Source organism: Mycobacteriales bacterium, assembly GCA_035504215.1.
Lineage (GTDB): Bacteria > Actinomycetota > Actinomycetes > JAFAQI01 > JAFAQI01 > DATAUK01.
Genome location: DATJSI010000097.1, coordinates 12,424 through 38,870 on the forward strand (window position 1 = coordinate 12,424; position 26,447 = coordinate 38,870).

Genomic DNA, 26,447 nt, shown 5'->3' on the forward strand with positions numbered 1-26,447 from the left:
CTACTCAGACGCCACGGTCCGTCCGCTGGCGGGGTGCGGATGGAATCCGATCGGCTCGAGACGTCGAGGGTGCGATGAACACGGCCATGATCAGTCCAGAGTCCACGAGCGGTGCGAGCCGGCGGTTTCGACGGACGCGGGTGGGATTCGTCGTCGTTGCTGCAGTGGCCGTGCTGGCCGCCGCCTGCTCCAGCTCCTCGAGCGGCGGTGGCGGCGGCTCGGGCGGCAGCGAACCGACCATCACGGTCTGGAACGACGCCCTTGCCTCCGGCTCGTGCGGCGTACCGGCCGCGAAGTCGTTCCTGACGAAGGGGGTCAACCTCTTCGAGCAGACCAACCCTGGGTTCAAGGTCAAGATCATCCAGGAGCAGTGCGACGCATCGACCCCGTTCGACACCCTGCTGCAGTCCTCCGAGACCGCGGGCACCACTCCGGACATCGGGCAGATGTACGTCGGCGGTCAGGTCATCCAGAACGGCAAATACCTGGTCGACCTGCGGCAGTACCTCCCGTCGTCGTACATCAACTCGCTCACCGGCTGGACCTACGTGACCGATGGTTACGGCACGAAGACCGACGGAGCGATCTGGGGCGTTCCCTTCGGCGCCGGCTACTGGTACTCGGTGTACTACAACAAGAAGGACTTCCAGAAGGCCGGCATCACGACGCTTCCCACCACGTGGGCGGGCCTGCTGGCCGACGCCCACACGCTGAAGTCGAAGGGCATCACGCCGTTCGATATCGGCGAGAAGGAGGGCTACACCGGCGCGTGGACCCAGGACTCGTTCATTTCGGGCCTGGTCGGCGACGCCGGCGTGCTGAAGATGTTCAACGGCCAGGCGTCGCTGGACTCACCGACGCTGATCAAGCCGTACGAAGCCTGGCACAGCCTGTTCGCGCAGGGCCTCACCAACTCCGACGCACCGTCGCTGCCCAACGCCAACGGGATCGCCGACTTTGCGGCCGGCAAGGCAGCGATGACCTTCACCGCCGGGTTCTTCAACAGCCAGTTCGAGAAGGGCCTCGGCTCGAACGTGGGGCTGTTCCCGATTCCCTCGCTGCCGGGGTCGGAGTTCACCAAGAGCCTCTCCGGTGGCCCGAACAACGCTTACGTCGTGTTCAAGAACTCCAAGCACATCGCGGACGACGTCAAGCTGATCACGTTCCTCACCTCGCTGAAGGTGCAGCTGCTGTCGGCACAGGAGCTCGGCCAGTACCCGAACAACGTGTCCTTCAAGCCGACCGCGTCGTTCGACACGTCCCAGCCGCTGCTCGTCGACATCTACAAGTACATCCGGCTGCAGCACTACGTGACCGGTGAGGCCTTCGACAACGTGATGCCCGGCACGATCGACTCGTACTGGTACCAGACGAACTCGGCCGTCTTCGGTGGATCGCTCAGCCCGCAGAAGGCGGCATCGAGCATGCAGACGCAGATGAAGAGCTATCTGGCGACCGCCTCGACCGGATAGCGCGCGAGACGTTGGGTCGGCTCGGCTGCGGATCGGAACCCGGCCGGGTCGAACCAACCTCGCGGTGGGCACAGTAGACACTCCGGCTCAACCCCAGCGAGGATGCGACCCGTGCAACCGACCTCGTCGCCACCCGAGCAGACCCAGCGGCGCCGGCGCAACATCTTCCCCTATGTCGCGATCCTGCCGGCGGCGATCCTCGTTGTCGGGCTGCTGGTCATCCCGATCGTCGACACGGTCTTTCACAGCTTCACGAACTGGGACGGCCTCACCAGCAGCTGGATCGGGCTGGAGAACTACCGGCTGATCTTCGACAACCCGGTGATCACCCAGGTGTTCAAGAACTCGCTGATCTTCCTCATCTCGGTGCCGCTGATCCTGGTTTCGTCGCTGCTGGTGGCGGTGCTGGTCTTCGAGAAGGTGGCCGGCTGGCGGGTCTTCCGCTTCCTGTTCTTCATCCCGAACGTGCTCTCACCGGTCATCATCGGCGTACTGTTCAGCACCTTCTTCCTGCCGGGTGGCCTGGTCGACAAGGTGCTCAGCCCGTTCGGCCTCGGGAACTATCCATGGCTGACCCACCCGTTCGCCGCCCGGTTCGTGGTCATCGTGGCGCTGGTCTGGTCGTCGTTCGGGTTCGGGATGGTGGTCATCCTCTCGGCGATGACCACGATCGACCAGTCGCTGTACGACGCGGCCGAGATCGACGGAGCCGGCTGGTGGCGCCGGCTGTGGTCGATCACCATCCCGATGATCTCGGGCGCGCTGCAGTTCCTCAGTGTGATCAACGTGATCTACACCTTCACCTCGCTGTTCGGCTTCGTGTTCGTCATCACGGCGGGCGGTCCCGGCTTCTCGACCACGACGCTGGACTACTTCACCTACCTGACCACCTTCGAGAACGGCCAGTTCGGGTACGGCGCCGCACTGGCCGCCCTGCTGTTCGTCGTCGTGCTGGTGCTCACGGCGGCTCAGGTCAAGCTCTTTCCCCAACGTGAGGTGCAAGGGGCATGACCACGACCTCACGGATCGGGCGCGCAGCGGTCTTCGTCCTGCTCTGCCTGATCGGGATCTCGACCATCTACCCGCTGGTGTTCATGGCGTTGAACAGCATGCGCACGACGCAGCAGTTCGAGGTGAGTCCGTACGGCCTGCCGAAGCACTTCACGACGGCGGACTACCACTCGCTGCTCTCGCAGGTCCCGTTCTTCCAGAGCATCCTGCACTCGATCATCGTCGTGGTGCCTGCCGTCATCCTGGCCACTCTCTGCTCGGCACTGATGGCATTCGTGCTCACCAAGACACCGGTGAAGCTCGGGAACTTCTTGTTCTGGGTGATGCTCACGGTGATGTTCATGCCGGGCATCGTGGTCCTGCTGCCGCTCTACGTGCGGATCGCGCACATGGGGCTGGCCAACAACTTCGCACCGGCGATCTTCCTCTACACCGCCATCAGCATTCCGTACGGCACCTACCTGTTGCGCTCGAACTTCCGCGCGATCCCGGACTCGGTGATCGAGGCCGCGCGCGTCGACGGGGGCAGCTGGACCCGCATCTTCATCCGGGTCGTGCTGCCGATCGCCAAGCCCGGCATCGTGACGGTCGGGATCCTCACCTTCCTGAACATCTGGAACGAGCTGTTCATCAGCCTGGTCCTGCTGCACCAGCCGAACAACGAGATGGTGACTCCGACGCTTGCGAACCTGTCCGGCAAGTTCAGCAGCGACGTACCGGTCATCATGGCGGGGCTGCTGATCGGTGCGGTGCCGACGCTGCTGGTCTACCTGGTCAGTGCTCGGGTCTTCATCCGCGGCATGCTGGCCGGAGCCATCCGCTGACCGGTGACGAAGTCGCCGGTGCTGATCGGGCGGTACGCCGGCTCGTCGTCCTGGTCAGCATCCTCGTGCTGGCCGACACGATCTTCTACACCGCGCTGACCCCGCTGGTCCCGCACTACTCGGCCGTGAGCGGGCTCGGGAGCGGCGGGGTCGGCCTTCTGGTCGCGGGCTATCCGGCGGGAACGATGATCGCTGCGCTGCCGGTGGGTGTGGTCTTCGACCGGGTCGGCGCGCGCCGCACGCTGGTCGTCGCGATGGTGCTGATGAGCGTGTCCACACTCGTCTTCGGCTGGTCGCACGCGGCTGCCGTGCTGATCGCGGCTCGCGTGGTGCAGGGCGTGGGCGGGGCCTGCGCATGGACGGTCGGTCTCGCCGGGCTGGCCGGTGGGGTTCCGGCGCAGCGCCGGGGGCGTTACCTAGGGATCGCCTTCTCGGCGGCGGTTGCCGGTGCGCTGCTCGGGCCCGCGTTCGGCGCCGTCGCGGCCCGGCTCGGCACCGGACCGGTGTTCTCCGCGGCGGCGGTCGTCGCCGCGGTGGTCGCCAGCTTCCGCGGCCTGCTGCCCGACCACACCGAACCGCAAGCGATGTCCCTGCGCGACGTTGCCTCGGTCGCTCGCCGGCCGGGCATCTCGCGTGGGCTGTGGCTCACCTCCCTCGCCGGAGTCGGTCTCGGCGTCCTCGGCGTGCTTGCGCCGCTGCGCTTGCACGACCTCGGCGCGAGCAGCGGGGTGATCGCCGCCGGCTTCGTCGCCGGCGGCCTGCTCGAGGCTGCACTGTCCCCAATCATCGGCAGGGTGAGCGATCGCCACGGACCGTCGCACACCGTGGTCTGGTCGTTGTTGGCCGGCCTGCTGACCTTCGCGCTGGTGCCGTTGGTCACGCCGTACGGCGTAACGCTCGTCTTCGTCGCGCTGGGCTCGACCGCGTTCGGGACGCTGTTCGTCCCCGCGTCCGCGTTGGTGAGTGACGTGACCGACGCGTTGGACGCGCCCCTCGGGCTGGTCTTCGGCCTGACCAACCTGATGTGGGCCGTTGGCCAGGGCAGCGCATCGGCGGTGAGCGGCTACATCGCGGACGCGACCTCGGATCGGGTGCCGTTCTTCGCGGCCGCCGGGCTGTGCCTGGTGAGTGCGCTGCTCGTCACGAGAGATAAGGAGGCGCGATGAGCTCGATCATCGACCGGAGCGGGCGGCGGGACGGCCTCAGCGTCGTCGTGCTGCGCACCGACCATGTCGAGGTTGCCATCGCGCCGGAGGCCGGCGGCAAGATCCTCGACCTGATCGATCCCGCGAGTGGGATGAACCTGCTCTGGCACAACCCGCGCATTCCGTTGTCGGCGACCTACGCCGGAGCTCCGTTCGACGACGTCTGGTGCGGCGGGTGGGACCAGATGTTTCCCACCGACGTACCGTGCGAGCTGGACGGCAACACGCATCACGATCACGGTGACCTGTGGATCGGTCCGTGGGCGTGGGAGGTCGTGTCCGATGACGGCGAGCGGGCGCAGCTGCGCATGCAGCGGCACAGTGCCTCTCTGCCGTGCCGGGCCGAGCTGTCGATCGGGGTCGAACGATCGAGCTCGCAGGTTCGGGTACACCTTTCGCTGCACAACCTCGGCACCCACCGGATGCGGTTCATCTGGAACCAGCACATTGCGCACGCGGTCGCCCCGGGCTCGCGGGTGCACCTTCCGGCCGGCTCCTTCGACGTCGCCGGCTCCACCCCGTCACGGGCGGGCGCTGCGGACCGGGTCAGCTGGCCGGTGCACGACGGACTGGACCTGAGCCGGATACCGGGACCGGAGCTCGGTGTCACCGAGTTCCTCTGCACGAACGACCTCGGCGGCGGCTGGTGCGCGGTCACCCACCCGGGCGTCGGCGTGGGAGTCCGGCTCGGCTTCGACCCAGCGGTGTTCCGGACGCCGTGGCTGTGGGGTGTCTTCGGCGGCTGGCGCGGTCACGAGCTGCTGCTGACCGAGCTCTGCACGAGCCGACCCGGTAGCCTCGCCACCGCAGTCGCGGACGGCTCAGCGGCCAGTCTCGGTCCGGAAGAGAGCCTGGCCACCGAGGTCGTCGTCACGATCGGCCATGACTTCGATCCCGAGGCGCCCGGCGACGAGGACCCGTTCGGCGGGTAGCTGTCCGGCGGCTCAGAGGTGGATCTTGTTCGTGCGAGCGTTCCAGACCACCGTGTTGTACTTGCCGAGCTGACCGCTTGCGGCGTCGAACGGCGCGTAAGAGTACGAGATCTTCTCGTAGGACAGCGTGATGGCGTCGATCGGTGCCTCGTCGCCCGTCGTCTCCAGCCGGTACGAGCTGATCACGGCGTCGGACAGCTCGATCTTGACAAACTTGGCGCTGGTGCCGACGTCCTGGATGGTGATCTGGACGGTCGAGTAGACCTTGCCCTCCAGCATCGCGAGGAACAGCGTCGGCGAGCTGTTGCTTGCCGGGGCGGTGAAGGTGACCGTGGACGGGCTGGGCTCGCCCCGACCGGCTCGACCATGAACGGCGTGCTCGCCGCTGCCAAAGCTGACGCTGGTGGCGAGGATCGGCGACCCGTTGCCCAAGGTGACGAAGTACTCGACCGATCCGGCCCGGCCGACCAGGTCGGGCGCCGTGGTCGAGGCATGCGCCGTGCCCGGCAGGCCGGCCGCGCCCAGGAGCGCTCCGGCGCCGAGCGCACCACCCTTGAGAACCGTTCGCCGGCTCGTGTCGTGGTTGGTGTCCATGCTGTCGGCCTCCCCCTGGCTCAGCGCGAGGCGGCGAAGGTCACCCGCGGCTCGACCGTACGCCGCGCCGGTACGCGCAGCAAGGCGTCGCCGCGGGCTCAGCGCCAGGCGAAAACCGGCTGCTCCAGCTCGTCGACCCGGACCGTTCGCCCGTACAGCGCAAGCTCCCGGAACTGGTAGATGACCGCCGCAGTCGGCGCGTGGATGAGCGTCCCGAACATCAACAGCTGGATCACCGGCCGGCTGGACTGGCGGATCCGCTTGAACCGCGGCGCAACGGACAGTACGTCGGCGCGTGCTATGTGCACCCGAGCGACCTCCGCCGGGTTCGGGGTGATGCGATCCGTGACGGCGCCCGCCCACATCACGACCGGCGTGATCCGGTAGCCCGAGCGGGTGGGGTAGTCATCGAGCCGGCCGAGTACGGCGTCGGCGGCGACGTCGAGACCGAGCTCTTCCGACAGCTCCCGGCGGGCGGCGTCCCCGGCCGACTCGCCGGGATCGACCCGCCCGCCGGGAAGGGCCCATTGCCCGGAGTGTGCGCGCATCGACTGCGGGCGTTTGGTCACCAGGATCCCGGGGCCGCGTTCGTCCTCGACGACCGCGAGCGCGACCGCGGCATCCTTCAGGGCGCCCAGCTCGTGTGCGCGGCGCTCGAAGCCGCCCACTCGCTCGGCGAGCGTGTCGCGGTCGAACCCCTTCACAGCGCGCGGAGTCTAACCGGCCGTCGGGGCGTCCGGGGCGGGCTGTGCCTCCGACAGGGTGCCGGTCAGCCCCGCTCGTACCCGATGACCGCGCGGCCGGCGCTCGTGTAGCCGAACTCCATCGCCCGGTCGCGGTACCAATGGGTGAGATGAGTCACCCCGGTCCACGCTCCGTTGACCCGGGTCTGCATGAAGATCCCGCTCTTCACCGACTTCGAGCTCTTGATGACCCGGGTGTAGGCGGCGTGCAGATGACCGCTGGCCGGGTTGAACGACAGCCGCAGCCCGGTGTCATGACCGGTCGTGTGCGCCAGCGGGATGGTGCCGATCCACTGGTTCGAGCTGCTCCAGTGCTGAACGAACAAGGCATGCTTGCGCGTGACGCCGGTAGTGGCCGGCTTGAGCAGACCGACCCAGATGGCGTCGTTGTAGGCCGCGATCGACTCGATCGTGTAGTCGGCCGAAGGCTGACCGAGGCTGGCGATCAGCGTCGGCGTCGACCAGTTCGTGTAGTCGTAGTAGTAGTAGTCCGACGTCGTCACGTAGACGCCCTCGTTCGTGCCGTCGCTGCCGTAGCCGACGACGGTCATCTTCTCGCTTCGCGGGTCGAACGCGAGCTGCACCGGGGTGAAGTCATCATCGGTGGGGAGCGCACCCGAGGAGTTGAAGCTGCCGCCCGGGCTTCCGAAAAAGATCGTGGTCGCGTTGGTCGCGTCCGGGTCGGGCAGCATGACGCCGATCTGGTCCGGGGATCCCGGCACGGAGAACGCGGTCTGGCTCAGCCCGGGCCGCGCCGCCGGTGGATCGGTGCAGTCGGCGAGCGGCTCGACGAGAGTGGGTTCCGGAAGGCGCTGCGACAGCAACGAGGTGTCAGTGACGAAGACGCCGTCGCACTCGTCGATGACCGCGAACACGCGTGAGCCGTTGTAGCTGAGATGAAGCTCTACCCGGATGCCGCCGGCCATCGGCCGGAGCCCCGGGATGGCCCGGGAGACCCATTTGGTCGCGCCCGGTCGCCTGGTGCGGTACACGATGTGGCCCTGGTCGCCGGGAGCTGACGGGCTCGCGACGCTGGAGACGACGTGCTCGCCGCCGTTGTGATCGCGCACGAAGGCAGCGGCGTTCGTGCCCTTAACTACCGCACCTTGTCCGGACACGAAGAAGCCGGTGGGATGCGCCGGTTTCTTGGCGCCATGTGCGGTTGCACTTGCCAGTGGCAGTGCGGCGAACAGACCGCACGCCATGACCCCGATGACGGCGAACCAGCGGACCCGACGTGACCTCATCCCGATTCCCTCCCCGCTGAAGACCCACGGACGCCCACTCAACGCTCGGGGGCTGGCGAAGGTTGACCAGACCGAGAGGCTCACCCGGTGAGGAAGTCGATCAGTCCTTTCATGTACGTCGCCTGGTCGTCGTACTGCGCGAGGTGGCTGCCGTTCGGCGAGTGCCAGTACCGCCCGTTGGGCAGCTGCTCCGCCATCCAGCGCAGATGCGAGGGATCCATCGTGTCGTGTTCGGCGCCCATCACCAGGGTGGGGACGGTGATCCGGTGCAGGTCCGCGGTGCGGTCCCACTCGGCGAGCTTGCCGGATGCCCCGAGCTCGCTCGGGCCCTGCATCGACACGTAGATCTGTTCGTTGATGTGGCTGAACATTCGCCCGACCGGCTCCGGCCAGTCCTTCTGCGGGATGCGCAGCACGTGGTGCGAGTAGTGCTGCTCGATCAGTAGCTCCATGTAGCGCGGGTCGTGCGTCTGCCCGCTCGCCTCGAGCCGCTTGATCTCGGCCAGTGCTGCTTGGTCCATCTGCGGCATCAGCACGTCCTCGGCGTACCGGTTGTAGGCCGGAATCGAGGACATCATGCTCGAGATCACCAGACCCTTGAGCGCGTCTTGGTGCGCGAGCGCGTACTCGATCGCGAGGATGCCGCCCCAGGACTGGCCCATCAGGAAGAAGTTGGTCGGGTCCAGGCCGAGTGCGATCCGGACCTGCTCGACCTCGTCGACGAAGCGATCCACCTCCCAGAGGTCGGGCTCGTCGGGTTGGTCGCTGTACGTCGACCCGAGCTGGTCGTAGTAGTAGTACTCCACGCCCGCAGCCGGTAGGTAGCTGTCGAACGGTTCGTACTGCTCGTGCGTGCAGCCGGGCCCTCCGTGCAGGAGCAGCAGCTTGATGTCGGGGTTGTTGCCGACCCGCTTGGTCCAGACCTTGAACTCGCCCTTCGGCGTGCTGACCGGGATCATTCGCACGCCGCCGGCGAGAACGTCGTCGCGACCGGTGTTGTCGAAGTAGCTCGCGAGCGCCATACCGCGATGTCCTATCACCCGAGGCCTGGTGGGCCCGCGAGATCGGCGAGGATGGTCGCGGTGAAAGGAGACCGATGGCGACCGCCATCGTTGGGGTGAGCGAGCTCGACGCGTTCTGCGATCGAGCGCTCGACTGGTTGCTCGATGCCGGCGTTGAGACCGACCACGGGCTCGGTTGGCGCGGCTATCCGAGCGAGGCGGAGCTCAACCCGATCCTGTACAGCGGGTCGGCCGGCATCATCGTCACGCTGCTGGAGGCGCACGCGCACTACGGAGACGAGCGGTACGCCGAGGCCGCGTTGCGCGGCGCGCGCGAGCTCGCCGCGACCCTCGATCCGGAATGGCCGTGCGGGCTGTACGTCGGGCTCAGCGGCATCGCGTTCGCCCTGCACGCCGTTCACGAAGCCTTCGATGATCCGGGATGCGGGACTGCGGCGGCGCGGGCGTTGGCCATGGTTCGCGACCGCTTCGACGGCGAGCGATGGTCCGACCAGTTCGAGCTGTTCGGCGGCAACGCCGGCGTCGCTCTCGGTGCGCTGGCGATCGGCGAGCTCGACCTCGCGGTCACGGCGGCCACGCCGTACCTGCGAACCGCCGAACCGACCGAGCGCGGCGTGAACTGGGAGGTGCGGACCGGATATGAGTCGCGCTTCCACCACATCTCGCACGGAACGCTCGGCATCGTGCTCGCGCTTGCGAGCGTGGGCGCGGCAACCGGCCGCACGGACTTCGTCCAGCTCGCACTCGCCGGCGCCGCTGACGTGGTGAGTCGACACATTACAGATGACGACGGGTTTCTCGTTCCGCACTCCGACCCGCAGTTCCGCCCGGACGCCGTCGAGCGGTTCAGCTATGGCTGGTGTCACGGCCCGGCCGGGGACGCTCAGGTGTTTCGCAAGCTCGGCATGGTCACCGGTGATCCGCAATGGGCGGGGCTCGCCGACCGCTGCTGGCACACCGTGCTCGGCTCGGGACTGCCGGCACAGCGGCGGGCGGGGTTCTGGGACAACGTCGGTCGCTGCTGCGGCACGGCCGGAGTGCTGGCACTCGGCTGCGACCGGCTGGTCGAGGCGGGCGACGACCCCGGGTTCGTCGATGTCCTTGTCGCGGACCTCGTCGGGTTGGCGATCGACGACAGCGGCGGCGTCCGTTGGTCGAACATCGAGCATCGCGCGACGCCGAGCATTCTCGAGCCGCGCACGGGATGGGCGATGGGAAGCAGCGGTGTGATCCGTGAGCTGCTGCGCCGGGCGCGGATCGCGCTCGGCGGCGATCCCTGGTACGCCGTGGGCTGGCCCGATCATCCGATGGTGCGCCCGGTTGGCTGAATCCTCACCCGTCGCGCTGCGCCGCAACCGCCGGTGGATGCTCTTCCAGGGCGGCCAGCTGCTGTCGGACGCCGGGAGCGCATCGACCGCCGTCGCCTATCCGCTCCTCGTCCTGGTCCTCACGGGCTCTCCGGCGCGCGCCGGCATCGTCGGCTTCGCCCGCACGCTTCCGCTCGCCTTGCTGGCCATCCCGGCGGGTGTCCTGGCCGACCGCTGGAACCGCAAATGGGTCATGGTCGGCGCGGACGTCATCCGGGCCGGCGCGGTCGGAGTGCTCGCCGCGTTGATCGCCGCCGGCCACGCGAGCTTCTGGGTCCTCCCGGTCGTGGCCTTTGTCGAAGGAGCCGGCAACGCGATGTTCCTGGCCGCCCAGGCCGGCGCGCTGCGGGCGATCGTCCCGCTCCCGCAGCTGCCCGAGGCGATGAGCTCGTTGGACGGCCGCGAGGCCGCGGTCCGGCTGGCCGGGCCGCCGCTCGGCGGCGCACTGTTCGCGGTGGCCAACGTCCTACCGTTCGCCGTCGACGCGGCGTCGTACCTGTTCTCGACCGGCTCGTTGCTCGCCATCCGTGCGCCGTTCCAGCAGAGCGCCGAGCGGAACCGCGGGTCGTTGCGCGCGCGGGCTGCCGAAGGTCTTCGCTACCTGTGGAAGCAGCGGTTCCTTCGAACCTGTGCCCTGCTGTTCGGGCTCACCAACTTCATCGTTCCGGGCTTGCTGCTCGCCGTCGTGGTGCTGGCGCACCGGCGCCATCTGTCCGGTGGCGAGGTGGGGCTGCTCGTTGCATCGTTCGGCGCGAGCGTCTTGGTCGGCGCGATGATCGCATCGTCGATCCGGCGCGCGCTTCCGGTGCGCGGAGTGCTGCTGCTCGAGCTCTGGACCTATCTCGGTTCGGCGGTGTTTCTCTTCTGGCCCAACGTGTTCGTCCTGGCCGCCAGCCTGGTCCCGGCCGGGCTGGCGATTCCGGCATCGGACTCCGTCGTGCATGCCTATCGGATCGCGATGACCCCGGACCGGCTGCTCAGCCGGTCCGAGTCGGTGCGCTCCACGTTGTCCCTCGCGATCGCGCCGTTCGGACCCTTGCTTGCCGGCTACCTGCTCAGTGTCACGACGCCACGGATCACGGTCAGCGTGTTCGTCGCCGTATCGGCCGTGCTGGCGGGCTGGGCGACGCTCAGCCCGTCGATTCGCAGCGCGCCGCGCCTCGACGAGGTTTTCAACGCGGGCGGGACAGGAGATCCGCCACTGCAAGCGTGTTGATCACCCGAGCCGGCTCGACACCGCACTCCTCGGCCCGCTCGCACCCGTTGCGCTGCCACTCGAGCTGCCCGGGCGCGTGCGCGTCGGTGTCGATGGAGAACACGCAGCCGGACTCAACCGCCTGGCGGAGCAGCCGGCGTGGCGGGTCCAGCCGCTCCGGGCGGGAGTTGATCTCGACCGCGACCCCGAACTGGCGGCAGGCCTCGAAGACGATCTCGGCGTCGAACTCCGACTCGGGCCGGCCACGTCCGGCCAGCAGCCGGCCCGTGCAGTGGCCGAGGATGTCGGTGTGCGGGTTCGCGATCGCCGTCACCATCCGCCGGGTCATCGGGGCGCGGTCCATGCGCAGCTTCGAGTGCACGGACGCGACCACGATGTCGAGCTCGCCGAGTAGCTCGTCCTCCTGGTCGAGCGCGCCGTCCTCGAGGATGTCGACCTCGATGCCGGTGAGGATCCGGAACGGCGCCATCTCCTCGTTCAACCGGCGTACGACGTCGAGCTGCTCGCGAAGCCGCTCCGGGCTGAGCCCGCGCGCGACCGTCAGCCGCGGCGAGTGGTCGGTCAGCGCGACGTACTCGTGGCCGAGGTCGCGGGCCGCACGCACCATCTCCTCGATGGGGGACCCGCCGTCGCTCCAGTCGCTGTGCATATGCAGGTCGCCACGCAGCGCCCGCCGCATCCGGCTCGGGGGCTCGTCCGGCGGCAGGTCCGGTTCGACCTTGGCGAGGTAGGCCGGACGCCGGCCCGCGATCGAGTCCGCGATCGCTCCGGCGGTCGAGTCACCGATGCCGGCCAGCTGGGTGAGAGTGCCGTTCGCCGCCCGGCGGGTGAGCTCTTCGATGCCGAGCGACTCCGCGACCGACGCGGCCGTGCGGAACGCCTTCACCCGCGGCGTCGCCGCTCCGGTGCGTTCGAGCAGGTAGGCGATCTCGCGAAGATCGGCGACCGGATCGCGCGCCGAGCTCACCGATCGACCTGCGGACGCGGCGCCACCGGGCGAGTATGCCGCGCAACCCGGCAGCCGGTGGCGAGGGGCTGCACCGCGCCGCGCCCGGACCGTGTTCTACTTCGGCCGTGAGCGATGCCGAGATCGTGGTCGACTGGGATCAGTGCGAAGGCAACGCAGTGTGCGAGAGCATCCTGCCGCAGGTCTTCCAGGTCGACGACGACAACTTCATGAACGTCCTCATGCCGAACCCGCCGGAGGAGCTGCTCGACAAGGTGCAGGAGGCGGTCGACATGTGCCCCAAGCGAGCGCTCGCGCTTCGCCGCGGAGGCGGGTAGCGCGAGCTGGGACGGTGCGCGACGCGACCGCTACTGGTCGCGGATCGCGATGCCGGCCTCGCGAGCCAGCGAGATCGCCAGCGAGGGCAGGTCGCTCGCGTCGATCTGCGCGCCCTTCAGGTGGAGCGCGCCGGTGACGCCGCCGAGGTCGCAGTCGGAGATCACCAGACACTCGACCGTCGCCGCGTCGAAGCGGGCGCGGCGCATCGAGCAGCCGGTGATGCTCACGTGCTCGAACGTGGTGTTCGTGAAGTCGGCGCCTGACAGGTCGCAGTCGCGGAAGGTCACTCGCCGCAGCCGGCTGAAGCGCAGGGACAGCTCGTCGGTCACCCCGCCCTCGACCACGGTCTCCTCGAGCAGCCCGTTGGCGAACGTGACGCCGCGCAGCCGGGTGTCGGTGAGGGCCAGCCGGCGGGCGATGAAGTCGCGAGCCACGATGCCGGAAAGGTCGCATCCGTCGAGACGGAGGTCGACCAGCTCCGGTCGGTCGAGGGACAGCTCGAGCACCCGGGCGCCCGCGAGCCACAGGTCCGAGACGTCTTCGTCGCAGTCGCCGGCGAAGGTCGTGGCCGGTTCCGCGCCGCTGAGGTTCGGTGCGATCGGACGGTGCGCCTTGCCGCAGGGTGCGGCATCAGCGCCGGATCCACTCACCGTGGCGAGGGTAGCCGCCGGGCGAGATCGGACCGCCCGCCGAACAGGCCGCACCGACCGGGGGATGGGCCCGATCCGGCACCCAATAGCGTGACCTCATGGTGACCCGACAGGAACGCGCTCAGTCCTTCGGGTCGGTCGCGACGTCGTACGACCGGCTGCGCCCGGCGCCCGCGCCGGGGGCGCTGGACTGGCTCGTGCCGTCCGGCTGCACGGTCGCGGTCGACCTCGCGGCGGGAACCGGGTTGTTCACCCGGCCACTGGCCGAGCGCGTCCCTCGGGTGATTGCGGTGGAGCCTGACCCGAAGATGCGCTCGGTCCTCGCCCTGCGCTCGCCGGGCGTCGAGCTGGTGGAAGGTACCGGCGAGGCGATCCCGCTTCCGGACGCCGGAGCGGACGCGCTGTTCGTCTCCTCGGCGTGGCACTGGCTGGACCCCGCGCGGGCGCTTCCGGAGATCGCCCGGGTGCTTCGCGACGGCGGCCGGCTGGGCGTGCTGTGGACCAGCCGGGACCGCGACGTGGAGTGGGTCCGAGACCTCGACCGGCTGCCGGGCGAGCCGCCCTGGGACGGCGAAGCCGAAGGCCGGCACCGCAGGCGGCGCGAGCTCGACCTCACCCTGGGCGGCGCGTCCTTCTTTACGGCGGTCGAGCAGATGTCGTTCCCGGACACGCGGCGGATGCGCAAGGACGACGTGGTCGAGATGGCCGGCACCTACAGCGCGGTCATCACCGCCCCGCCGGACGTCCGGCGGACCGTGCTGGGCAACGCCCGGGCCGCGCTCGATCGGCGGTTTCCCGGGGTGGCCGAGGTCGAGTTCCCGATCCGGTCGTGGTGCTTCCGCGCCGACCGGCTCGCGCGCTGAGGCGCAGCCACCGCGCCGAGCGGTGGCCGGCGCCTCTTGCCCGATTCAGGCCTGCGCGGCCGAGTGCGCCGGTACTCTCCGGCTCGTGGCGCCCCGCGGATCGTCGCCGAGAACCGGTCGCATCGACCGGATGGCTGAAGGCGAGCCGCCGGCCGCCCGTGTCGAGGCCTTCCCGGTCGACGTCCGGCAGGCCGATCCCGGCAGCTCTCGAAGCGCATCCGTCATCGACCTCGAACACCTCGAGCGGCACGAGCCCGATCTGCGGGTCTTCGTGCGGTCGGAGCGGCGCTCCGACGCAACGCTCGAGGTCGTGCTTCGGCTGGTTCCCGACCCCGGCGCCTGAGGCGCCGCAGGTTGCTACCCCAGCGGCCGGGCGAGGAATCCGGTGGTCGGCTTTCCCGGCCGGCCGAAGGTTCCGGTCACAACGCCGTCGGAGTTCACGAAGTTCACCTCGGTCTGCGCCCTCGCCTTGGGATAGCGCAGCCGCACGAGTCGATGGCCGGGAACGTGCAGGTAAACGATCGTTGCGGCGGCGGCGGAGCCGGTCGTCGCCGTGCCCACCCAGCTTCCGTTGTCCGCGACGGCGACGATCGCCGAGCCGCGACCGAGCGACGTGCCGGCGCGGGGTAGCCGGATCGAGTGCACGTTTCCGGCGCGGTCGACGAACCCGTACGTGACGTCGTGGCGGTCGGCGTAGCTGCCGACGATGACGCCGTTGTCGTTGACGCCGGACGCGAAGATCGCCGTCGCCTTCTTGATCGACAGCGACAGCAGGTGGACCGCTCCGGGCGGTCCCGCGAACGATCGTGGCCTCCCGCTCATCGTGAAGCCGGAGCCCACGACCTCGCCGTTGTCGTTCACTCCGCTCGCGATGACCGAGCTGGGGTTGAGCTTCGGCACCCTGACCCGGCGAAGCGTCCCGTCCGGGGTGCGCAGGTACAGCCGCGGGGCGCCGTGCCCTTTCGGGTTGAACGCCGACACCAGCAGCTCGCCACCAGGGGACACCGCATCGACCTGGATGCTGGGGTAACCGGGAACCTTGACCCAGGTGAGGTGGTCGCCCGGCGCCTTGATGAAGGTCCGGCTGGCGTTCGGTCCCGGACCGCTCACGGATCCGACGACATCGCCGGAGGACGTGAGCCCGGCGACGACGGCAGCGAGCCGGTGCGGGTCGTGCACCGACGGGACGTGCACGCGGGAGTAGTGGTAATGCCCGGCGGCGACCGCGGCTTGTGCGGGTGACGCTCGGACCGCAGCGGCGGCACCGGCGTTGCTCACCGTCGCCAGCAGCGCGAGGCCGATGAGGGCCACCGGCTGCTTCACGATCATCCGCGCAGTATGCCGGTGGGTGTTTCGAACCGGGCCGGCCGGCGCACGCAAATCGCACGAAAGCGCCACTCGGCTTCATTCCGCGGTCGCGGATGCCGAACTCCTCGGTATGCGTACAACCCTCGCCGCCGTGCTCTGCGCCGCATCGCTGGCGCTCGTCGCCGGCTGCGGCCACAGCACGCCGGCACCGGGGGCGGCGCAGGCAGCGTCGGCCTGCCAGTCCGGCGGGGCGCAGGCCGCCTCCCTGGCCGATCAGGCGGCGAAGCTCAACGGCAAGTACGTCCAACTCGCGACCGACGAGAATGCACTCGCGGCCAACGAGGCCAGCCAGGAGCAAGCCGAGTCCGACGGCTCATCCTCAGACGACAGCGGCCTCGATGCGCTCGCCGGCGCGGAGTCGATGGGCTCGAGTGCCGACCTCAAGGTGATCAAGGACTGCGTCTCGCTCGGGCTCTCGGTCACCCACCACTGACCGCTCAGAACAGCGCTGGTTGCCCGCCCGGCTCGGCACCTTCGATGTCGAGCAGCCGCAGCTTGGTCGTGACTCCGCCGCGCGCCGAGAAGCCGCCCAGCCGTCCGCCGGCCGCCAGCACGCGGTGGCACGGCACGATCAGCGGGACCGGGTTGTGTCCGAGCGCCTGCCCGACCGCCCGGGCGGCGCCGGGATCGCCGAGCCGGCCGGCGATCTCGCCGTAGGTCGTGGTCTGGCCGGGCCCGCACTCGCGCGCCAGCGCGTAGACCTTTCGATCGAACTCGGGGACGTCCGCCAGATCGACCTCGATGTCGCGCAGGTCGTCCGGCCGGCCCTCGACCAGAGCCGAGATCCCATCGATCGCGTGCTGCACCGACTCGGGCGGTGTCGCCGGTTGGGCGTCCGGGTGCAGCTTCAGCATCCGGTCCCGCGTGGCGGCAGCGGTCCGCTCCGGCAGCTGCACGCCGCGCACGCCGTCCGGGCCCCACACGATGCCGACCGGGCCGATCACGGTCTCGGCGATCGCATAACTCTCCCCGCTCATCCCTCGCAGGCTAGTGACCGGCTACGACATCGTCTGGAGCCGATCGAGCTCCCGGACCCGTGCCGCGAGGAAGTCGCGCTCGACGGCGTTGTCGGTCAGCGCGAGCGCCGCGGCGTACTCGGCTCGGGCCTCGGGCCACCGGCCGGCCCGGCGCAGGAAGTCAGCCCGAGCGGCCGGCAGGTAGCGGTAGCCGCGCAGCTCGGGTTCGCTTGCTACCGCATCGATCGCGGCCAGCCCGGCCTGCGGTCCGTGCGCCATCCCGACGGCGACCGCGCGGTTGAGGGCGACCACGGGGGACGGCCAGATCGCGCAGAGCTCGTCGTAGAGGGCGACCACCTCGTCCCAGTCGGTTGCCTCCCATGTCGTGGCGCTGGCATGAACCGCCGCGATCGCCGCCTGCAACGCGTAGCGACCCGGTGGCCGGCGGGCGCAGGCGTCGCGGACCAGCATCAGCCCTTCGCGGATCTCCGCCGCATCCCAACGCGAGCGATCCTGCTCCTCCAGGAGCAACAGCCGGCCGGTCCGGTCGACGCGGGTGTCGCGGCGTGCGTCGGTCAACAGGATCAGGGCGAGCAAGCCGGCGACATCGGGGTCATGAGGCAACAGCAGTCGCAACATCCGGGCGAGGTCGAGCGCGCGCTCCACCAGGTCCCGGCGGACGAGGTCGGCACTCACCGGCGCGGTGTGCCCGGTCGTGAAGACCAGATGGATCACCCCGAGTACGGCGACCAGCCGCTCGGGCAGCTCGTGGGCGGGGGGCACCCGGTAGGGGATATGAGCGGCGGCGATCTTCTTCTTCGCCCGGGTGATCCGGGCGGCCATCGTCGGCTCGCTCACGAGGAACGCCTTGGCGACCTCGGCGGTCGTCAACCCGCAGAGCAGTCGCAGCGTCAGAGCGACCTGCGCTTCGGGCGCGAGCGCAGGGTGGCAGCAGGTGCAGATCAGCCGCAGCCGGTCGTCGGGGATCTCGCCGTCGTCCAGATCGAGGTCGGGCTCGGTCTCGGGCTCGGCGAGCTGCGGCATTGCGCGGACGAAGGTCGCGTCCCGCCGCTTCAGATCGAGCGCCCGCCGGCGAGCGACCGTCGTGAGCCAGGCTCCGGTTCGCTCCGGGATCCCTCTGGACTCCCAGACCGACAGGGCTTGCGCGTAGGCGTCCTGCACGCACTCCTCGGCCCGGTCCACGTCGCCGGTGACGCGCAGCGTCGCAGCGAGGACGAATCCCCACTCGCGACGATGCGCGTCCGCGACCGCAGCCGCGACGTCGGCGTGGCTCGGGGCGTTGGTCAGCGCTACCCCATCACCATGATCGGGCGGACCTCGACGCCGCCGAAGCGGGCCGGCACCTGCTTGGCCACCGCGATCGCCTCGTCGAGGTCGGCCGCCTCGATGAGGTAGTAGCCGCCGAGCGCCTCCTTGGTCTCGGCGAACGGCCCGTCGGTCACGACCGGGCCGTCGACGCCCGGCCGGATCGAGGTCGCTGTCCCGGTCGGCTGCAACGCATTGCCGCCGGCGACCGCCTTCGTGTTGTTCTCCCAGAACTTCGTGTGCTCGGCGCCGACCTCGCCCCAGAGCTCGGGGCCGCCGGTCGCGTACTCGGCTTCGTCTTCGTAGATCAGGACCAGGTACTGCGACATGGTGCGCTTTCCTTTCCGGTACGGGTCCGGCTCGCGAACCCGATCGCCAGTCCCGGGCCCGCGAACCGGACCCGACACCAGGACGACGCTCTCACTACCGAGGGATCGACAACCAGACCGAGGTTTCGTTCGTCGGACTGGCAAAGAGGTGAACTTTGCCGGCCGCGCTGCGTGTCAGCCAAAAAGAAGCAGGTGTCAGGTAGAGACAATCGCGCCCGGTGGGGCTAGCGTGCCGCCGACGGGCAATGGGACATCCGACAAGCAAAGGGTCGATTTCGTGAACAGAGGTTCTGTGCGTCAGCATTTCGCACGGCTCGTGACCTTCGTCGCCACGAGCGCGGTCGTCGTGGGCTTCATGGCTGCCGCTCCGGCAGCCGCTCACGGTGCTGCTCCGATGGCGAGGATCTCGTCGAACTACGCGCGGGTGAGCCGTCCCGCCGTGCTTCCGAGAGGCGCCCGTCTCGCCGGTGCCGCGCGCCGCAGCCAGACGATCAGCGGTGAGGTCGCGCTCGCTCCGCGCAACCCGGCCGCGCTGACGAAGGCTGCCGAGGCGGTTTCCAACCCGCGCTCGAAGACCTATCACCACTACCTCGGGAAGGGGAAGTTCGCCGCGGCGTACGGGCCTACTCGGGCGATGATCGACGCCGTCGAGGCGACCCTCAAGACGTCGCACTTGAAGGTGACGTCGCTGTCGGGCAACCACCTGCTGGTCCGGTTCAGCGGATCGATCGGTGATGCCGAGGATGCGTTCCGCACGCAGGTCTCGAACGTGCGGCTGGCCAGCGGCCGGATGGCGCTCGCCACCACGAAGGCCGTGTCCTTCCCGGCGTCGCTCGCCTCGGACGTCACTGCCGTCGTCGGCCTGAACACGATGGTCGAGCCGCGGAGCAACCTCGAGCGCGCGACCCACCCGGCCACGGTCAAGGCGATCGGCCACCACTTCACGCACCCGACCGGTGCGGCCAACCCCTGCTCCGACGCGACCTCGACCGCGGGTGCCTATGGTGGCCTCACCGACGACCAGATCGTCCACTCCTACGGTGCGGACGGCCTGTACGGCGTCGGCGACTTCGGCGCCGGTCAGACCGTCGGCATCTACGAGCTCGAGCCGTTCTCGCTCTCCGACCTCACCACCTTCGACACCTGCTACTTCAACGCCGGCGAGGCCGCGACGATGACCTCGCACGTCTCGGTCAAGAACGTCGACGGCGGGCCCGGCACGGGTTCCGGCGGCGGCGAGTCCATCCTCGACATCGAGAACGTCTCCGCGGTCGCGCCGGGCGCCAACATCGAGGTCTACCAGGCGCCCAACGGGGTCGCCGGCCCGCTCGACGACTACGACCAGATGGTCCAGGACGACACCGCGAACATCATCTCGACCAGCTGGGGCGAGTGCGAGGCGCTCGCTCAGTCCTCCGAGCCCGGCGTGGTCAACGTCGAGAACGAGCTGTTCCAGCAGGCCGCGTTGCAGGGTCAGTCGGTGTTCGCCTCGGCCGGTGACTCCGGGTCCGACGACTGTGCAGAGGAAGCACCGAACCCGGTGACGCCGACCCTCTCGGTTGACGACCCGACCAGCCAGCCGTTCGTCACATCGGTCGGCGGCACCACGACGACCAACGCCCAGGAGCCGCCCACGCAGCAGGTCTGGAACGACGGCAACCTCGGCGGCGGCACCGGCGGTGGCGTCTCCTCGACGTGGGGTGCGCCGAGCTGGCAGCAGCCGTTCCTCGACACCCAGGCGGCGGCCGATGCCGTCGCGGACGGTCTCCCGCCGTGTGCGGAGTCCCCTTCCAACGGTGCGTTGTGCCGTGAGGTTCCGGACGTTACGGCGCAGGCCGATGAATACACCGGCGGCATCACGATCTACATCGCGGCGTTCGGTGGCTGGACCACGATCGGCGGTACGTCGTCGGCGGCTCCGCTGTGGGCGGCCATGACCGCGCTGATCAACGCATCGAGCGGCTGCCAGAGCTCGGGCAACATCGGCTTCGCGAGCCCGTCGCTCTACGCGGTGGCCTCGGTGCCGGCCGACTACTCGGCGTCGTTCTCCGACCTGGGAACCGGTCAGGGCAACAACGACGTCTACAGCCTGAGCAACGGGCAGAACTACGCAACCAGGACCGGGTACGACATGGCGTCCGGCCTGGGCACGCCGGTCCTCACCGGACCGACCGGCCAGGCCGGCCTGGCGAGCTACCTGTGCTCGTTGGCGCCCGCGTCCGCGCGGCCGTCGATCACCGGCCTGTCGCCGACTTCTGTCGCGGCCGGTTCGCCATCAGGGACGCTCACGATCAGCGGCTCGGGCTTCACCGGTGCGACCGGCCTGTCGATCGGCGCCTACGCGGTGCCGAGCGCCGACTGGTCGGTGGCCGACGACACCACGATCCATGTGACCACTATCCCGACCGGCGCCCAGGCGCTGACCGGCACCCTCGGTCCGCAGGACGGCACCGGCCGGGCGTTCGTCAGCGTGACCGGGAGTGACGGCGCGAGCTCGGTCGGCATGGATCCCGACGCCGAGCTGCTCTACCACAAGACCGCCTCGGCCTCCGACCCCACGGTCGAAGGTGTGACGTCCTTCGGCGGCTCGCAGGCCGGCGGCAACACGGTTGCGGTCTTCGGGTCCGGCTTCACCGGCACCACCGGGGTCACCTTCGGCGGCGTCGCGGGCACGAACGTCACCGTCATCAACGACAACGAGCTGCACGTCACCGTCCCGGCGTACGACTCCGGTACGACGACCTGCGCGACCGCTGCCGACCCGAACACCGACGTCTGCCAGGTGCAGGTCGTGGTGACCAACGGCACCGGTTCGAGCTCGACGGACACGATCCGGGTGCCGTACACCGGAGCGATCTTCGAGGGCACGATCGGCGGCGCCAGCCTGCCGTCCTGCGTCGGTGCCGACACCTGCGAGGTCGTGCCGGCGGAGACGGAGTACGACTACCTGCCGACACCGATGATCACGTCGGTGACGACGACCTCGGCGGATGACTCCACCGTGTGGGCCAGCGAGTTCGGCGACACGATCGCCACGATCGACGGATCCGGGTTCGACTCGCTCGGCTACCTGTGGACGTTGGTCGGCAACCCGGCGAGCAACGACAGCCAGGACTTCTCGACCGTCAGCGTCAGCCCGACCGAGATCCAGGTCGTCATCCCCGCACACAACGAGACCCTGAACCCGGTCTTGAAGAGCCTGAGCGTCCAGACGCTCGCGGGCATCTCGGCGTCCACCCAGTTCAAGTACGCCGGGCAGCCCAAGCTCACCGGGCTCACACCGCAAGGCGGGCCCGACCTGGGCGGCACGCAGATCACCGCGACCGGAGCTGCCTTTGAAGGCGTCGCGCCGGCCGACGGTGGCGCGCTGCTGTACACGTACCTCAACTTCGGGGTACCGACGGTTCAGCTCTCCGGGTACACCGCCGACAGCGACACGCAGCTGACGGCCACCACACCGCAGAACAACCCTGGTGACTTCCTCGTCCAGGTCTGCACGGTGACGGACTGCTCGTTCCCGAACACCGAGAAGGCGTTCAACGACTCGTTGTTCGACTTCTTCGAACCCGGCGCTCCGCTGGTCACGAAGATGTCGGCCAGCTCGGGCCCGGCCTCCGGTGGCACGCACCTCACGATCACCGGGCAGAACCTCGGCGACGTTCTGGACGTCACGTTCGGCAAGCAGGACGGGATCGACCCGCAGAACCCCTTCCAGATCCTGACCAACGGCAACACGACCGAGATCAAGGTGATCGTGCCGCCGGGCAAGCCGAACTCCACCGTGCATGTCAGAGTCGTGACGGCGGAGTCGTTCTTCACGGGGTCCGCACCGAGTGCTGCGAACGCCGCTTCGGCCTTCACCTACAAGCCGAGCGTGGCATCACCGCCGCAGGAGGTCACCTTCACGAAGCACGGTACGGCGGTCTCGGTGACGTGGAAGGCGCCTTACACCGACGGCGGGAGCCCGATCCTGCATTACCGGGTGATCGCCGTCTCGCAGCCGAACAGCTTCAAGAAGGGCGCGAAGAAGCCGCCGAACGTGGTGGTGAAGACCAAGCACGCCTCGACGCACAGTGCGGTCCTGACCGGCCTGCGAGGCGGCTGGACGTACAAGATCAAGGTGGAGGCGGTCACCAAGAAGGGGGACGGGTTGGCCGGCGAGCGCGGCAGCGACCCGTACGTATTCATCACCGATCCGGCCTGACCAACGCCACGGCCGCTGGGCTGATCGGCCCGGCGGCCGTGGCATTTGGCCGAACTATCACCAAATCGTTACGTCAGGGACGCCTGTCCAGCAGACTTACAGGCGTTACATGTGGTGTCGTTAGAGCGACTTTTTCGGCCGAGCCCACCGGTTTCTCGCGCGGCCGTAAGCCGTATGGCTTGGGAGCTGCCCGTGAGGAGCGCACGCCTGGCGTTGCCCTGCGCGCTCGCGGGGCTGATCGTCGCAGGTCTCGGGTCGCCGGTCGCCGCTTTTGCCTCCGGCCGGCCGGCGCCCGCGCCGGTCCCGTTGTCCTCGGCGTACGCCCGGGTGTCGCCGGCCGTCCACCTGCCCTCCGGCGCGCGCCGGCTCGGCCTGGTGCGCGCCGACCGGCCGGTCTCCGGCGCCGTCGTCCTGCGGCCGCGAAACCCGGCCGAGCTCACTGCCGCCGCGCAAGCGGTGTCGGAGCCGCGCTCGCCCGGCTACCACCACTACCTGGCGAAGGGCGCGTTCCGCGCCCGGTTCGGGCCGACCGCCGCGACCATCGCCGCCGTGCGGACCGCGCTCTCGAGAAGCGGCCTGTCGGTCACGTCGGTGTCCTCCAATGGGCTGCTCGTGAACTTCCGCGGGACCGCATCCGACGCCGGGCGAGCATTTCGTACGTCGATCTCCAACGTGCGGCTGCCGGACGGGCGGACCGGGATCGACACGACCGGCCCGGTGTCCCTGCCCGCGAACATTGCCGGCCAGGTCACGTCGGTGATCGGGCTCGACACCTTGGTGCACGCGACGACGAACCTCGAGCACGCCACGCATCCCGCGGCGGTCAAGGCGAAAGCACCGGCCGCGCCCGCGATCCCGGGAGCGCCCTCGGGTTGCAAGGGCGCGAAGGATGCCGCGGCCGACTTCGGCGGCCTCACCGACGCCCAGATCGCGCACTCCTACGGGTTGGCCAGCTCCTACGAGGCCGGTGACTTCGGTGCCGGCCAGCATGTCGGCATCTACGAGCTCGAGCCGTTCTCGACCACGGACGTCGCGACCTTCGACAAGTGCTTCTTCGGTGCGACGCGGGCGACGCAGATGGCCAAGCGGCTGCGCACGATCGACGTCGACGGTGGCGGTGGCGACGGGCCCGGCAGCGGCGAGTCGATCCTCGACATCGAGGATGTGTCCGCGATGGCGCCGCAGGCCACCATCGACGTCTGGGAGGCGCCCAACACGACCGCGGGCGGCATGGACGAGCTCGACCAGATGGTCGAGGACGACACCGACCAGGTCATCACCAGCAGCTGGGGCTTCTGCGAGATCGACGAGATCAACCTGCAGCCGGGCTACATCGACGCAGAGAACGCGTTGTTCGAGCAGGCCGCGCTGCAAGGCCAGACCGTGCTGAACTCCTCGGGCGACTCCGGCTCCGACGAGTGCGCGTACGACAGCCCGACGCCGGTGCAGCCGTACCTCTCGCAGAGCGACCCGGCGAGCGAGCCCTTCGTGCTCGGCGTCGGCGGCACCACGATCATCGACGCCACCAACCCGCCCGAGGAGCAGGTCTGGAACGACGGCAGCACGGGTGGCGGCAGCGGCGGCGGCCCGTCGTCGATCTGGGGCGCCCCGTCCTGGCAGCAGCCGTTCATCACCGGCACCGACAAGCAGCTCGCCGAGGACGCGGTCACCGATGGGATGACGCCCTGCGCCCAGTCGCCGGATGGCAGCCTGTGCCGCGAGGCGCCGGACGTGTCCGCGCAGGCCGACGAATACACCGGCGCGATCACGATCTACACGAAGGCCTTCGGTGGCTGGACCACGGAAGGCGGTACGTCGTCCTCCGCGCCGCTGTGGGCGGGCATGCTCGCGGTGATCAACGCCTCCGCCGCGTGCCAGGCCGCCGGGCCGATCGGTTTCGTCGACCCGTCCCTGTACGCGATCGCGGCGATCCCCGCGGAGTACAAGGCGTCGTTCAACGACATCAAGAGCGGCGACAACGACGTGTTCGACCTGAACGGCGGCGCGACCTTCCGGGCGCTCACCGGGTACGACATGGCCACCGGGCTCGGTTCGCCGCGGGTGAGGGGACTGACCGCCAACCTCTGCACGATGAAGGCGCCGAGCACGCCGCCCCCGGTGGTGAGCGGGGTCTCGCCGGAGGCGGTCGGCCCGACCACGACCGGCAGCCTGACCGTCACCGGCTCCGGATTCACCGGCGCGCAGGCGCTGTCGATCGACGCGTACGCGGTGCCGAGCGCCGACTGGACGGTGAACAGCGACACCCAGATCACGGTCTCGCCGATCCCGACCGCACTTCAGGTCGGCACCGCATCGGGACTGGGCACCTCCTCTGCCGACGGCTCCGACGGCACCGGTCGCGCGGTGGTCACTGTCACCGGGAGCGGTGGCGCGACCTCCGCCGTCAACGCGGACGCCACCATGCTGTACGTCGACGGCACCTCGGCGGCTCCGGTCCCGTCGGTTGGCGGGATCTCGGCGTACGGCGGTGCGAAGGCGGGCGGCAACACGGTCACCGTCTTCGGGTCGGGCTTCGCCTCGAGCGCGCCGGATCCCATCACCAGCGTCACGGTCGGCGGCGTGCCCGCCCTCGGCTGGACGGTGAAGACCCCGAGCCTGCTCGAGGTGACGATTCCGCCGTACCAGTCAGGAACCACCCAGTGCGCGGCCGGAGACGACCCGACCACTGACATCTGCCAGGCCCAGCTGGTCGTGACGAATGCGAACGGGTCCAGCCAGGTCGCGACGATCGAGCCGCCCTACGAAGGTGCGGAGTATGGCGGCGTCAGCGGTGAGACGAGCCTGCCTGACTGCGTGACCGGACACACCTGCGAGATCGTGGCCGCGGTCACCGAGTACGACTACTTCCCCAAGCCGACCATCACCTCAGTGACGACTACCGATGCGACCGACCCGACGACCTGGGCGTCGGAGAACGGCACGACCCTGGCGTTCGTCAATGGCACCGGCTTCGACTACCTCGGGTTGGAGTACGCGAACATCGGGTCGCCGTCCGTGGCTAACAACCAGGACTTCAGCATCATCCAGACCGACGGCGCAACCCAGTTCGAGATCGCGCTGAACCCGAGCCATCGCACGCACGAGGCGGTCACAAAGGCGCTCACCGTGCAGACGCTTGCCGGCCGGTCGTCGGGGTGGCCGATCCGCTACGCCGGAGTGCCGAGGATCTCCAAGATCACACCGAACGCCGGACCCGACACCGGTGGCACGCACGTGACCATGACCGGCACCGGCTTCGACGGCGTCGCCGTTGCCGACGGTGGCGAGCTCTCCTTCGGCTACCTGCCGTTCAACTCCTCGACCGTGCAGCTGTCCGGCTACACCGTGGCGAGCGACACCAAGATCACCGGGAAGACGCCGGGCAACAACCCCGGCGCGTTCGCCGCGCAAGCCTGCACGCTGACCGGTTGCTCGGTGGCAACCTCCAAGAAGTCGCTGCACGACACGCTGTTCGACTTCTACCAGCGAGGGACGCCGAGGGTCACGTCACTGTCGGTGAAGGCGGGGCCGGCTTCCGGCGGGACACGGGTCGTGATTCATGGCCACAACCTGGCGGACGCGGTTCTGGTCACGTTCGGCAAGCGGGTGGCGGAAGCCTCGAACGCGCCGCAGATCCTGACCAACGGCAGCAGCACCGAGGTGGACGCGCTCGCACCGCCGGGCAAGGCGGGCACTACGGTGAACGTCCGCGTCACTACGGTCGAGAGCCGCGTCACCCACCACGGTCCGAGCGCGCCGAGCGCCGGCGGCCGGTTCAGGTACCACGCGAGCATCGCCTCCGCGCCCCGACATGTGCGCGCAAAGAGCCATCT

The 26,447-nt window shown here is 69.3% G+C and carries 23 protein-coding genes; 13 read left to right on the top strand and 10 right to left on the bottom strand.

Annotation, left to right across the window (positions count from 1 at the left end; genetic code table 11):
• Positions 1 to 140 precede the first annotated feature (140 nt).
• From VME70_12150 to VME70_12170, 5 genes are all read left to right on the top strand, one after another.
• On the top strand, positions 141 to 1,472 hold the full coding sequence (locus VME70_12150) for an extracellular solute-binding protein (GenBank protein ID HTW20949.1): 1,332 nt from the start codon (positions 141 to 143) through the stop codon (positions 1,470 to 1,472).
• A gap of 111 nt (positions 1,473 to 1,583) precedes the next feature.
• Positions 1,584 to 2,483, top strand: a complete 900-nt coding sequence (locus VME70_12155; GenBank protein ID HTW20950.1) for a sugar ABC transporter permease — start codon at positions 1,584 to 1,586, stop codon at positions 2,481 to 2,483.
• On the top strand, positions 2,480 to 3,307 hold the full coding sequence (locus VME70_12160) for a carbohydrate ABC transporter permease (protein ID HTW20951.1): 828 nt from the start codon (positions 2,480 to 2,482) through the stop codon (positions 3,305 to 3,307). Before VME70_12155 ends, VME70_12160 begins: the two co-directional genes overlap by 4 nt.
• A 65-nt stretch (positions 3,308 to 3,372) precedes the next feature.
• Positions 3,373 to 4,473, top strand: a complete 1,101-nt coding sequence (locus VME70_12165; GenBank protein HTW20952.1) for an MFS transporter — start codon at positions 3,373 to 3,375, stop codon at positions 4,471 to 4,473.
• A complete protein-coding gene (locus tag VME70_12170; GenBank protein ID HTW20953.1) occupies positions 4,470 to 5,444 on the top strand; it encodes a hypothetical protein in 975 nt (324 codons plus the stop codon). The genes VME70_12165 and VME70_12170 overlap by 4 nt, the downstream gene beginning before the upstream one ends.
• Before the next feature lie 12 nt (positions 5,445 to 5,456).
• On the opposite strand, the gene VME70_12175 is transcribed toward VME70_12170, so the two are convergent.
• From VME70_12175 to VME70_12190, 4 genes are all read right to left on the bottom strand, one after another.
• Positions 5,457 to 6,038 carry a type VI secretion system tube protein Hcp gene (locus VME70_12175; GenBank protein HTW20954.1) on the bottom strand — a complete coding sequence of 194 codons (582 nt, stop codon included), beginning with the start codon at positions 6,036 to 6,038 and terminating at the stop codon, positions 5,457 to 5,459.
• 98 nt (positions 6,039 to 6,136) lie between these two features.
• Complete coding sequence (locus VME70_12180) at positions 6,137 to 6,742, bottom strand: CoA pyrophosphatase (protein ID HTW20955.1); 606 nt, start codon at positions 6,740 to 6,742, stop codon at positions 6,137 to 6,139.
• Positions 6,743 to 6,807: 65 nt separating this feature from the next.
• Entirely contained in the window at positions 6,808 to 8,028 is a 1,221-nt protein-coding gene (locus tag VME70_12185; GenBank protein ID HTW20956.1) for a hypothetical protein, read from the bottom strand.
• Positions 8,029 to 8,108: 80 nt separating this feature from the next.
• Positions 8,109 to 9,050, bottom strand: coding sequence for a proline iminopeptidase-family hydrolase (locus VME70_12190; GenBank protein HTW20957.1), 942 nt, complete (start codon positions 9,048 to 9,050; stop codon positions 8,109 to 8,111).
• Between the two features lie 74 nt (positions 9,051 to 9,124).
• Between VME70_12190 and VME70_12195 the strand changes: the two genes are divergently transcribed.
• Both VME70_12195 and VME70_12200 read left to right on the top strand, forming a co-directional pair.
• Positions 9,125 to 10,378 (top strand): lanthionine synthetase LanC family protein, encoded by a 1,254-nt coding sequence (locus VME70_12195; protein ID HTW20958.1) that lies wholly within the window; start codon positions 9,125 to 9,127, stop codon positions 10,376 to 10,378.
• Entirely contained in the window at positions 10,371 to 11,633 is a 1,263-nt protein-coding gene (locus VME70_12200) for an MFS transporter (protein ID HTW20959.1), read from the top strand. The genes VME70_12195 and VME70_12200 overlap by 8 nt, the downstream gene beginning before the upstream one ends.
• On the opposite strand, the gene VME70_12205 is transcribed toward VME70_12200, so the two are convergent.
• Positions 11,590 to 12,600, bottom strand: coding sequence for a PHP domain-containing protein (locus VME70_12205; protein HTW20960.1), 1,011 nt, complete (start codon positions 12,598 to 12,600; stop codon positions 11,590 to 11,592). The genes VME70_12200 and VME70_12205 overlap by 44 nt on opposite strands.
• A gap of 107 nt (positions 12,601 to 12,707) precedes the next feature.
• Here VME70_12205 and VME70_12210 point away from each other — a divergent pair, with 107 nt between their 5' ends.
• Positions 12,708 to 12,917 carry a ferredoxin gene (locus VME70_12210; GenBank protein HTW20961.1) on the top strand — a complete coding sequence of 70 codons (210 nt, stop codon included), beginning with the start codon at positions 12,708 to 12,710 and terminating at the stop codon, positions 12,915 to 12,917.
• A 30-nt stretch (positions 12,918 to 12,947) separates the two neighbouring features.
• Here VME70_12210 and VME70_12215 read toward each other — a convergent pair whose 3' ends face one another.
• On the bottom strand, positions 12,948 to 13,568 hold the full coding sequence (locus VME70_12215; GenBank protein HTW20962.1) for a pentapeptide repeat-containing protein: 621 nt from the start codon (positions 13,566 to 13,568) through the stop codon (positions 12,948 to 12,950).
• Between the two features lie 98 nt (positions 13,569 to 13,666).
• Here VME70_12215 and VME70_12220 point away from each other — a divergent pair, with 98 nt between their 5' ends.
• Complete coding sequence (locus VME70_12220; protein HTW20963.1) at positions 13,667 to 14,431, top strand: class I SAM-dependent methyltransferase; 765 nt, start codon at positions 13,667 to 13,669, stop codon at positions 14,429 to 14,431.
• A gap of 130 nt (positions 14,432 to 14,561) precedes the next feature.
• Positions 14,562 to 14,774 (top strand): hypothetical protein, encoded by a 213-nt coding sequence (locus tag VME70_12225; GenBank protein HTW20964.1) that lies wholly within the window; start codon positions 14,562 to 14,564, stop codon positions 14,772 to 14,774.
• Positions 14,775 to 14,788: 14 nt separating this feature from the next.
• On the opposite strand, the gene VME70_12230 is transcribed toward VME70_12225, so the two are convergent.
• A complete protein-coding gene (locus tag VME70_12230) occupies positions 14,789 to 15,760 on the bottom strand; it encodes a hypothetical protein (GenBank protein ID HTW20965.1) in 972 nt (323 codons plus the stop codon).
• A 109-nt stretch (positions 15,761 to 15,869) separates the two neighbouring features.
• Between VME70_12230 and VME70_12235 the strand changes: the two genes are divergently transcribed.
• Complete coding sequence (locus VME70_12235) at positions 15,870 to 16,232, top strand: hypothetical protein (GenBank protein HTW20966.1); 363 nt, start codon at positions 15,870 to 15,872, stop codon at positions 16,230 to 16,232.
• Between the two features lie 4 nt (positions 16,233 to 16,236).
• Here the strand turns inward: VME70_12235 and VME70_12240 are convergent, their stop codons facing one another.
• The 3 genes from VME70_12240 to VME70_12250 are packed head-to-tail and all read right to left on the bottom strand — an operon-like array spanning position 16,237 to position 18,410.
• Positions 16,237 to 16,776 carry a methylated-DNA--[protein]-cysteine S-methyltransferase gene (locus VME70_12240; protein ID HTW20967.1) on the bottom strand — a complete coding sequence of 180 codons (540 nt, stop codon included), beginning with the start codon at positions 16,774 to 16,776 and terminating at the stop codon, positions 16,237 to 16,239.
• A 21-nt stretch (positions 16,777 to 16,797) separates the two neighbouring features.
• Positions 16,798 to 18,063 carry a sigma-70 family RNA polymerase sigma factor gene (locus VME70_12245; GenBank protein ID HTW20968.1) on the bottom strand — a complete coding sequence of 422 codons (1,266 nt, stop codon included), beginning with the start codon at positions 18,061 to 18,063 and terminating at the stop codon, positions 16,798 to 16,800.
• A gap of 2 nt (positions 18,064 to 18,065) precedes the next feature.
• Positions 18,066 to 18,410 carry a YciI family protein gene (locus tag VME70_12250; protein ID HTW20969.1) on the bottom strand — a complete coding sequence of 115 codons (345 nt, stop codon included), beginning with the start codon at positions 18,408 to 18,410 and terminating at the stop codon, positions 18,066 to 18,068.
• Between the two features lie 292 nt (positions 18,411 to 18,702).
• On the opposite strand from VME70_12250, the gene VME70_12255 reads away from it, so the two are divergent.
• Both VME70_12255 and VME70_12260 read left to right on the top strand, forming a co-directional pair.
• On the top strand, positions 18,703 to 22,614 hold the full coding sequence (locus VME70_12255; protein ID HTW20970.1) for a protease pro-enzyme activation domain-containing protein: 3,912 nt from the start codon (positions 18,703 to 18,705) through the stop codon (positions 22,612 to 22,614).
• 192 nt (positions 22,615 to 22,806) lie between these two features.
• On the top strand, positions 22,807 to 26,447 hold a 3,641-nt coding region (locus VME70_12260; protein HTW20971.1), incomplete at its 3' end, for a protease pro-enzyme activation domain-containing protein.

What these genes read in the sequence shown, in the direction of transcription:
- VME70_12190 (HTW20957.1), bottom strand. Translation starts at nt 9,050, where the DNA reads ATGGCGCTCGCGAGCTACTTCGACAACACCGGTCGCGACGACGTTCTC.
- VME70_12195 (HTW20958.1), top strand. Translation starts at nt 9,125, where the DNA reads ATGGCGACCGCCATCGTTGGGGTGAGCGAGCTCGACGCGTTCTGCGAT.
- VME70_12185 (HTW20956.1), bottom strand. Translation starts at nt 8,028, where the DNA reads ATGAGGTCACGTCGGGTCCGCTGGTTCGCCGTCATCGGGGTCATGGCG.
- VME70_12250 (HTW20969.1), bottom strand. Translation starts at nt 18,410, where the DNA reads ATGTCGCAGTACCTGGTCCTGATCTACGAAGACGAAGCCGAGTACGCG.
- VME70_12220 (HTW20963.1), top strand. Translation starts at nt 13,667, where the DNA reads ATGGTGACCCGACAGGAACGCGCTCAGTCCTTCGGGTCGGTCGCGACG.
- VME70_12235 (HTW20966.1), top strand. Translation starts at nt 15,870, where the DNA reads ATGCGTACAACCCTCGCCGCCGTGCTCTGCGCCGCATCGCTGGCGCTC.
- VME70_12160 (HTW20951.1), top strand. Translation starts at nt 2,480, where the DNA reads ATGACCACGACCTCACGGATCGGGCGCGCAGCGGTCTTCGTCCTGCTC.
- VME70_12175 (HTW20954.1), bottom strand. Translation starts at nt 6,038, where the DNA reads ATGGACACCAACCACGACACGAGCCGGCGAACGGTTCTCAAGGGTGGT.
- VME70_12230 (HTW20965.1), bottom strand. Translation starts at nt 15,760, where the DNA reads ATGATCGTGAAGCAGCCGGTGGCCCTCATCGGCCTCGCGCTGCTGGCG.
- VME70_12170 (HTW20953.1), top strand. Translation starts at nt 4,470, where the DNA reads ATGAGCTCGATCATCGACCGGAGCGGGCGGCGGGACGGCCTCAGCGTC.
- VME70_12240 (HTW20967.1), bottom strand. Translation starts at nt 16,776, where the DNA reads ATGAGCGGGGAGAGTTATGCGATCGCCGAGACCGTGATCGGCCCGGTC.
- VME70_12225 (HTW20964.1), top strand. Translation starts at nt 14,562, where the DNA reads ATGGCTGAAGGCGAGCCGCCGGCCGCCCGTGTCGAGGCCTTCCCGGTC.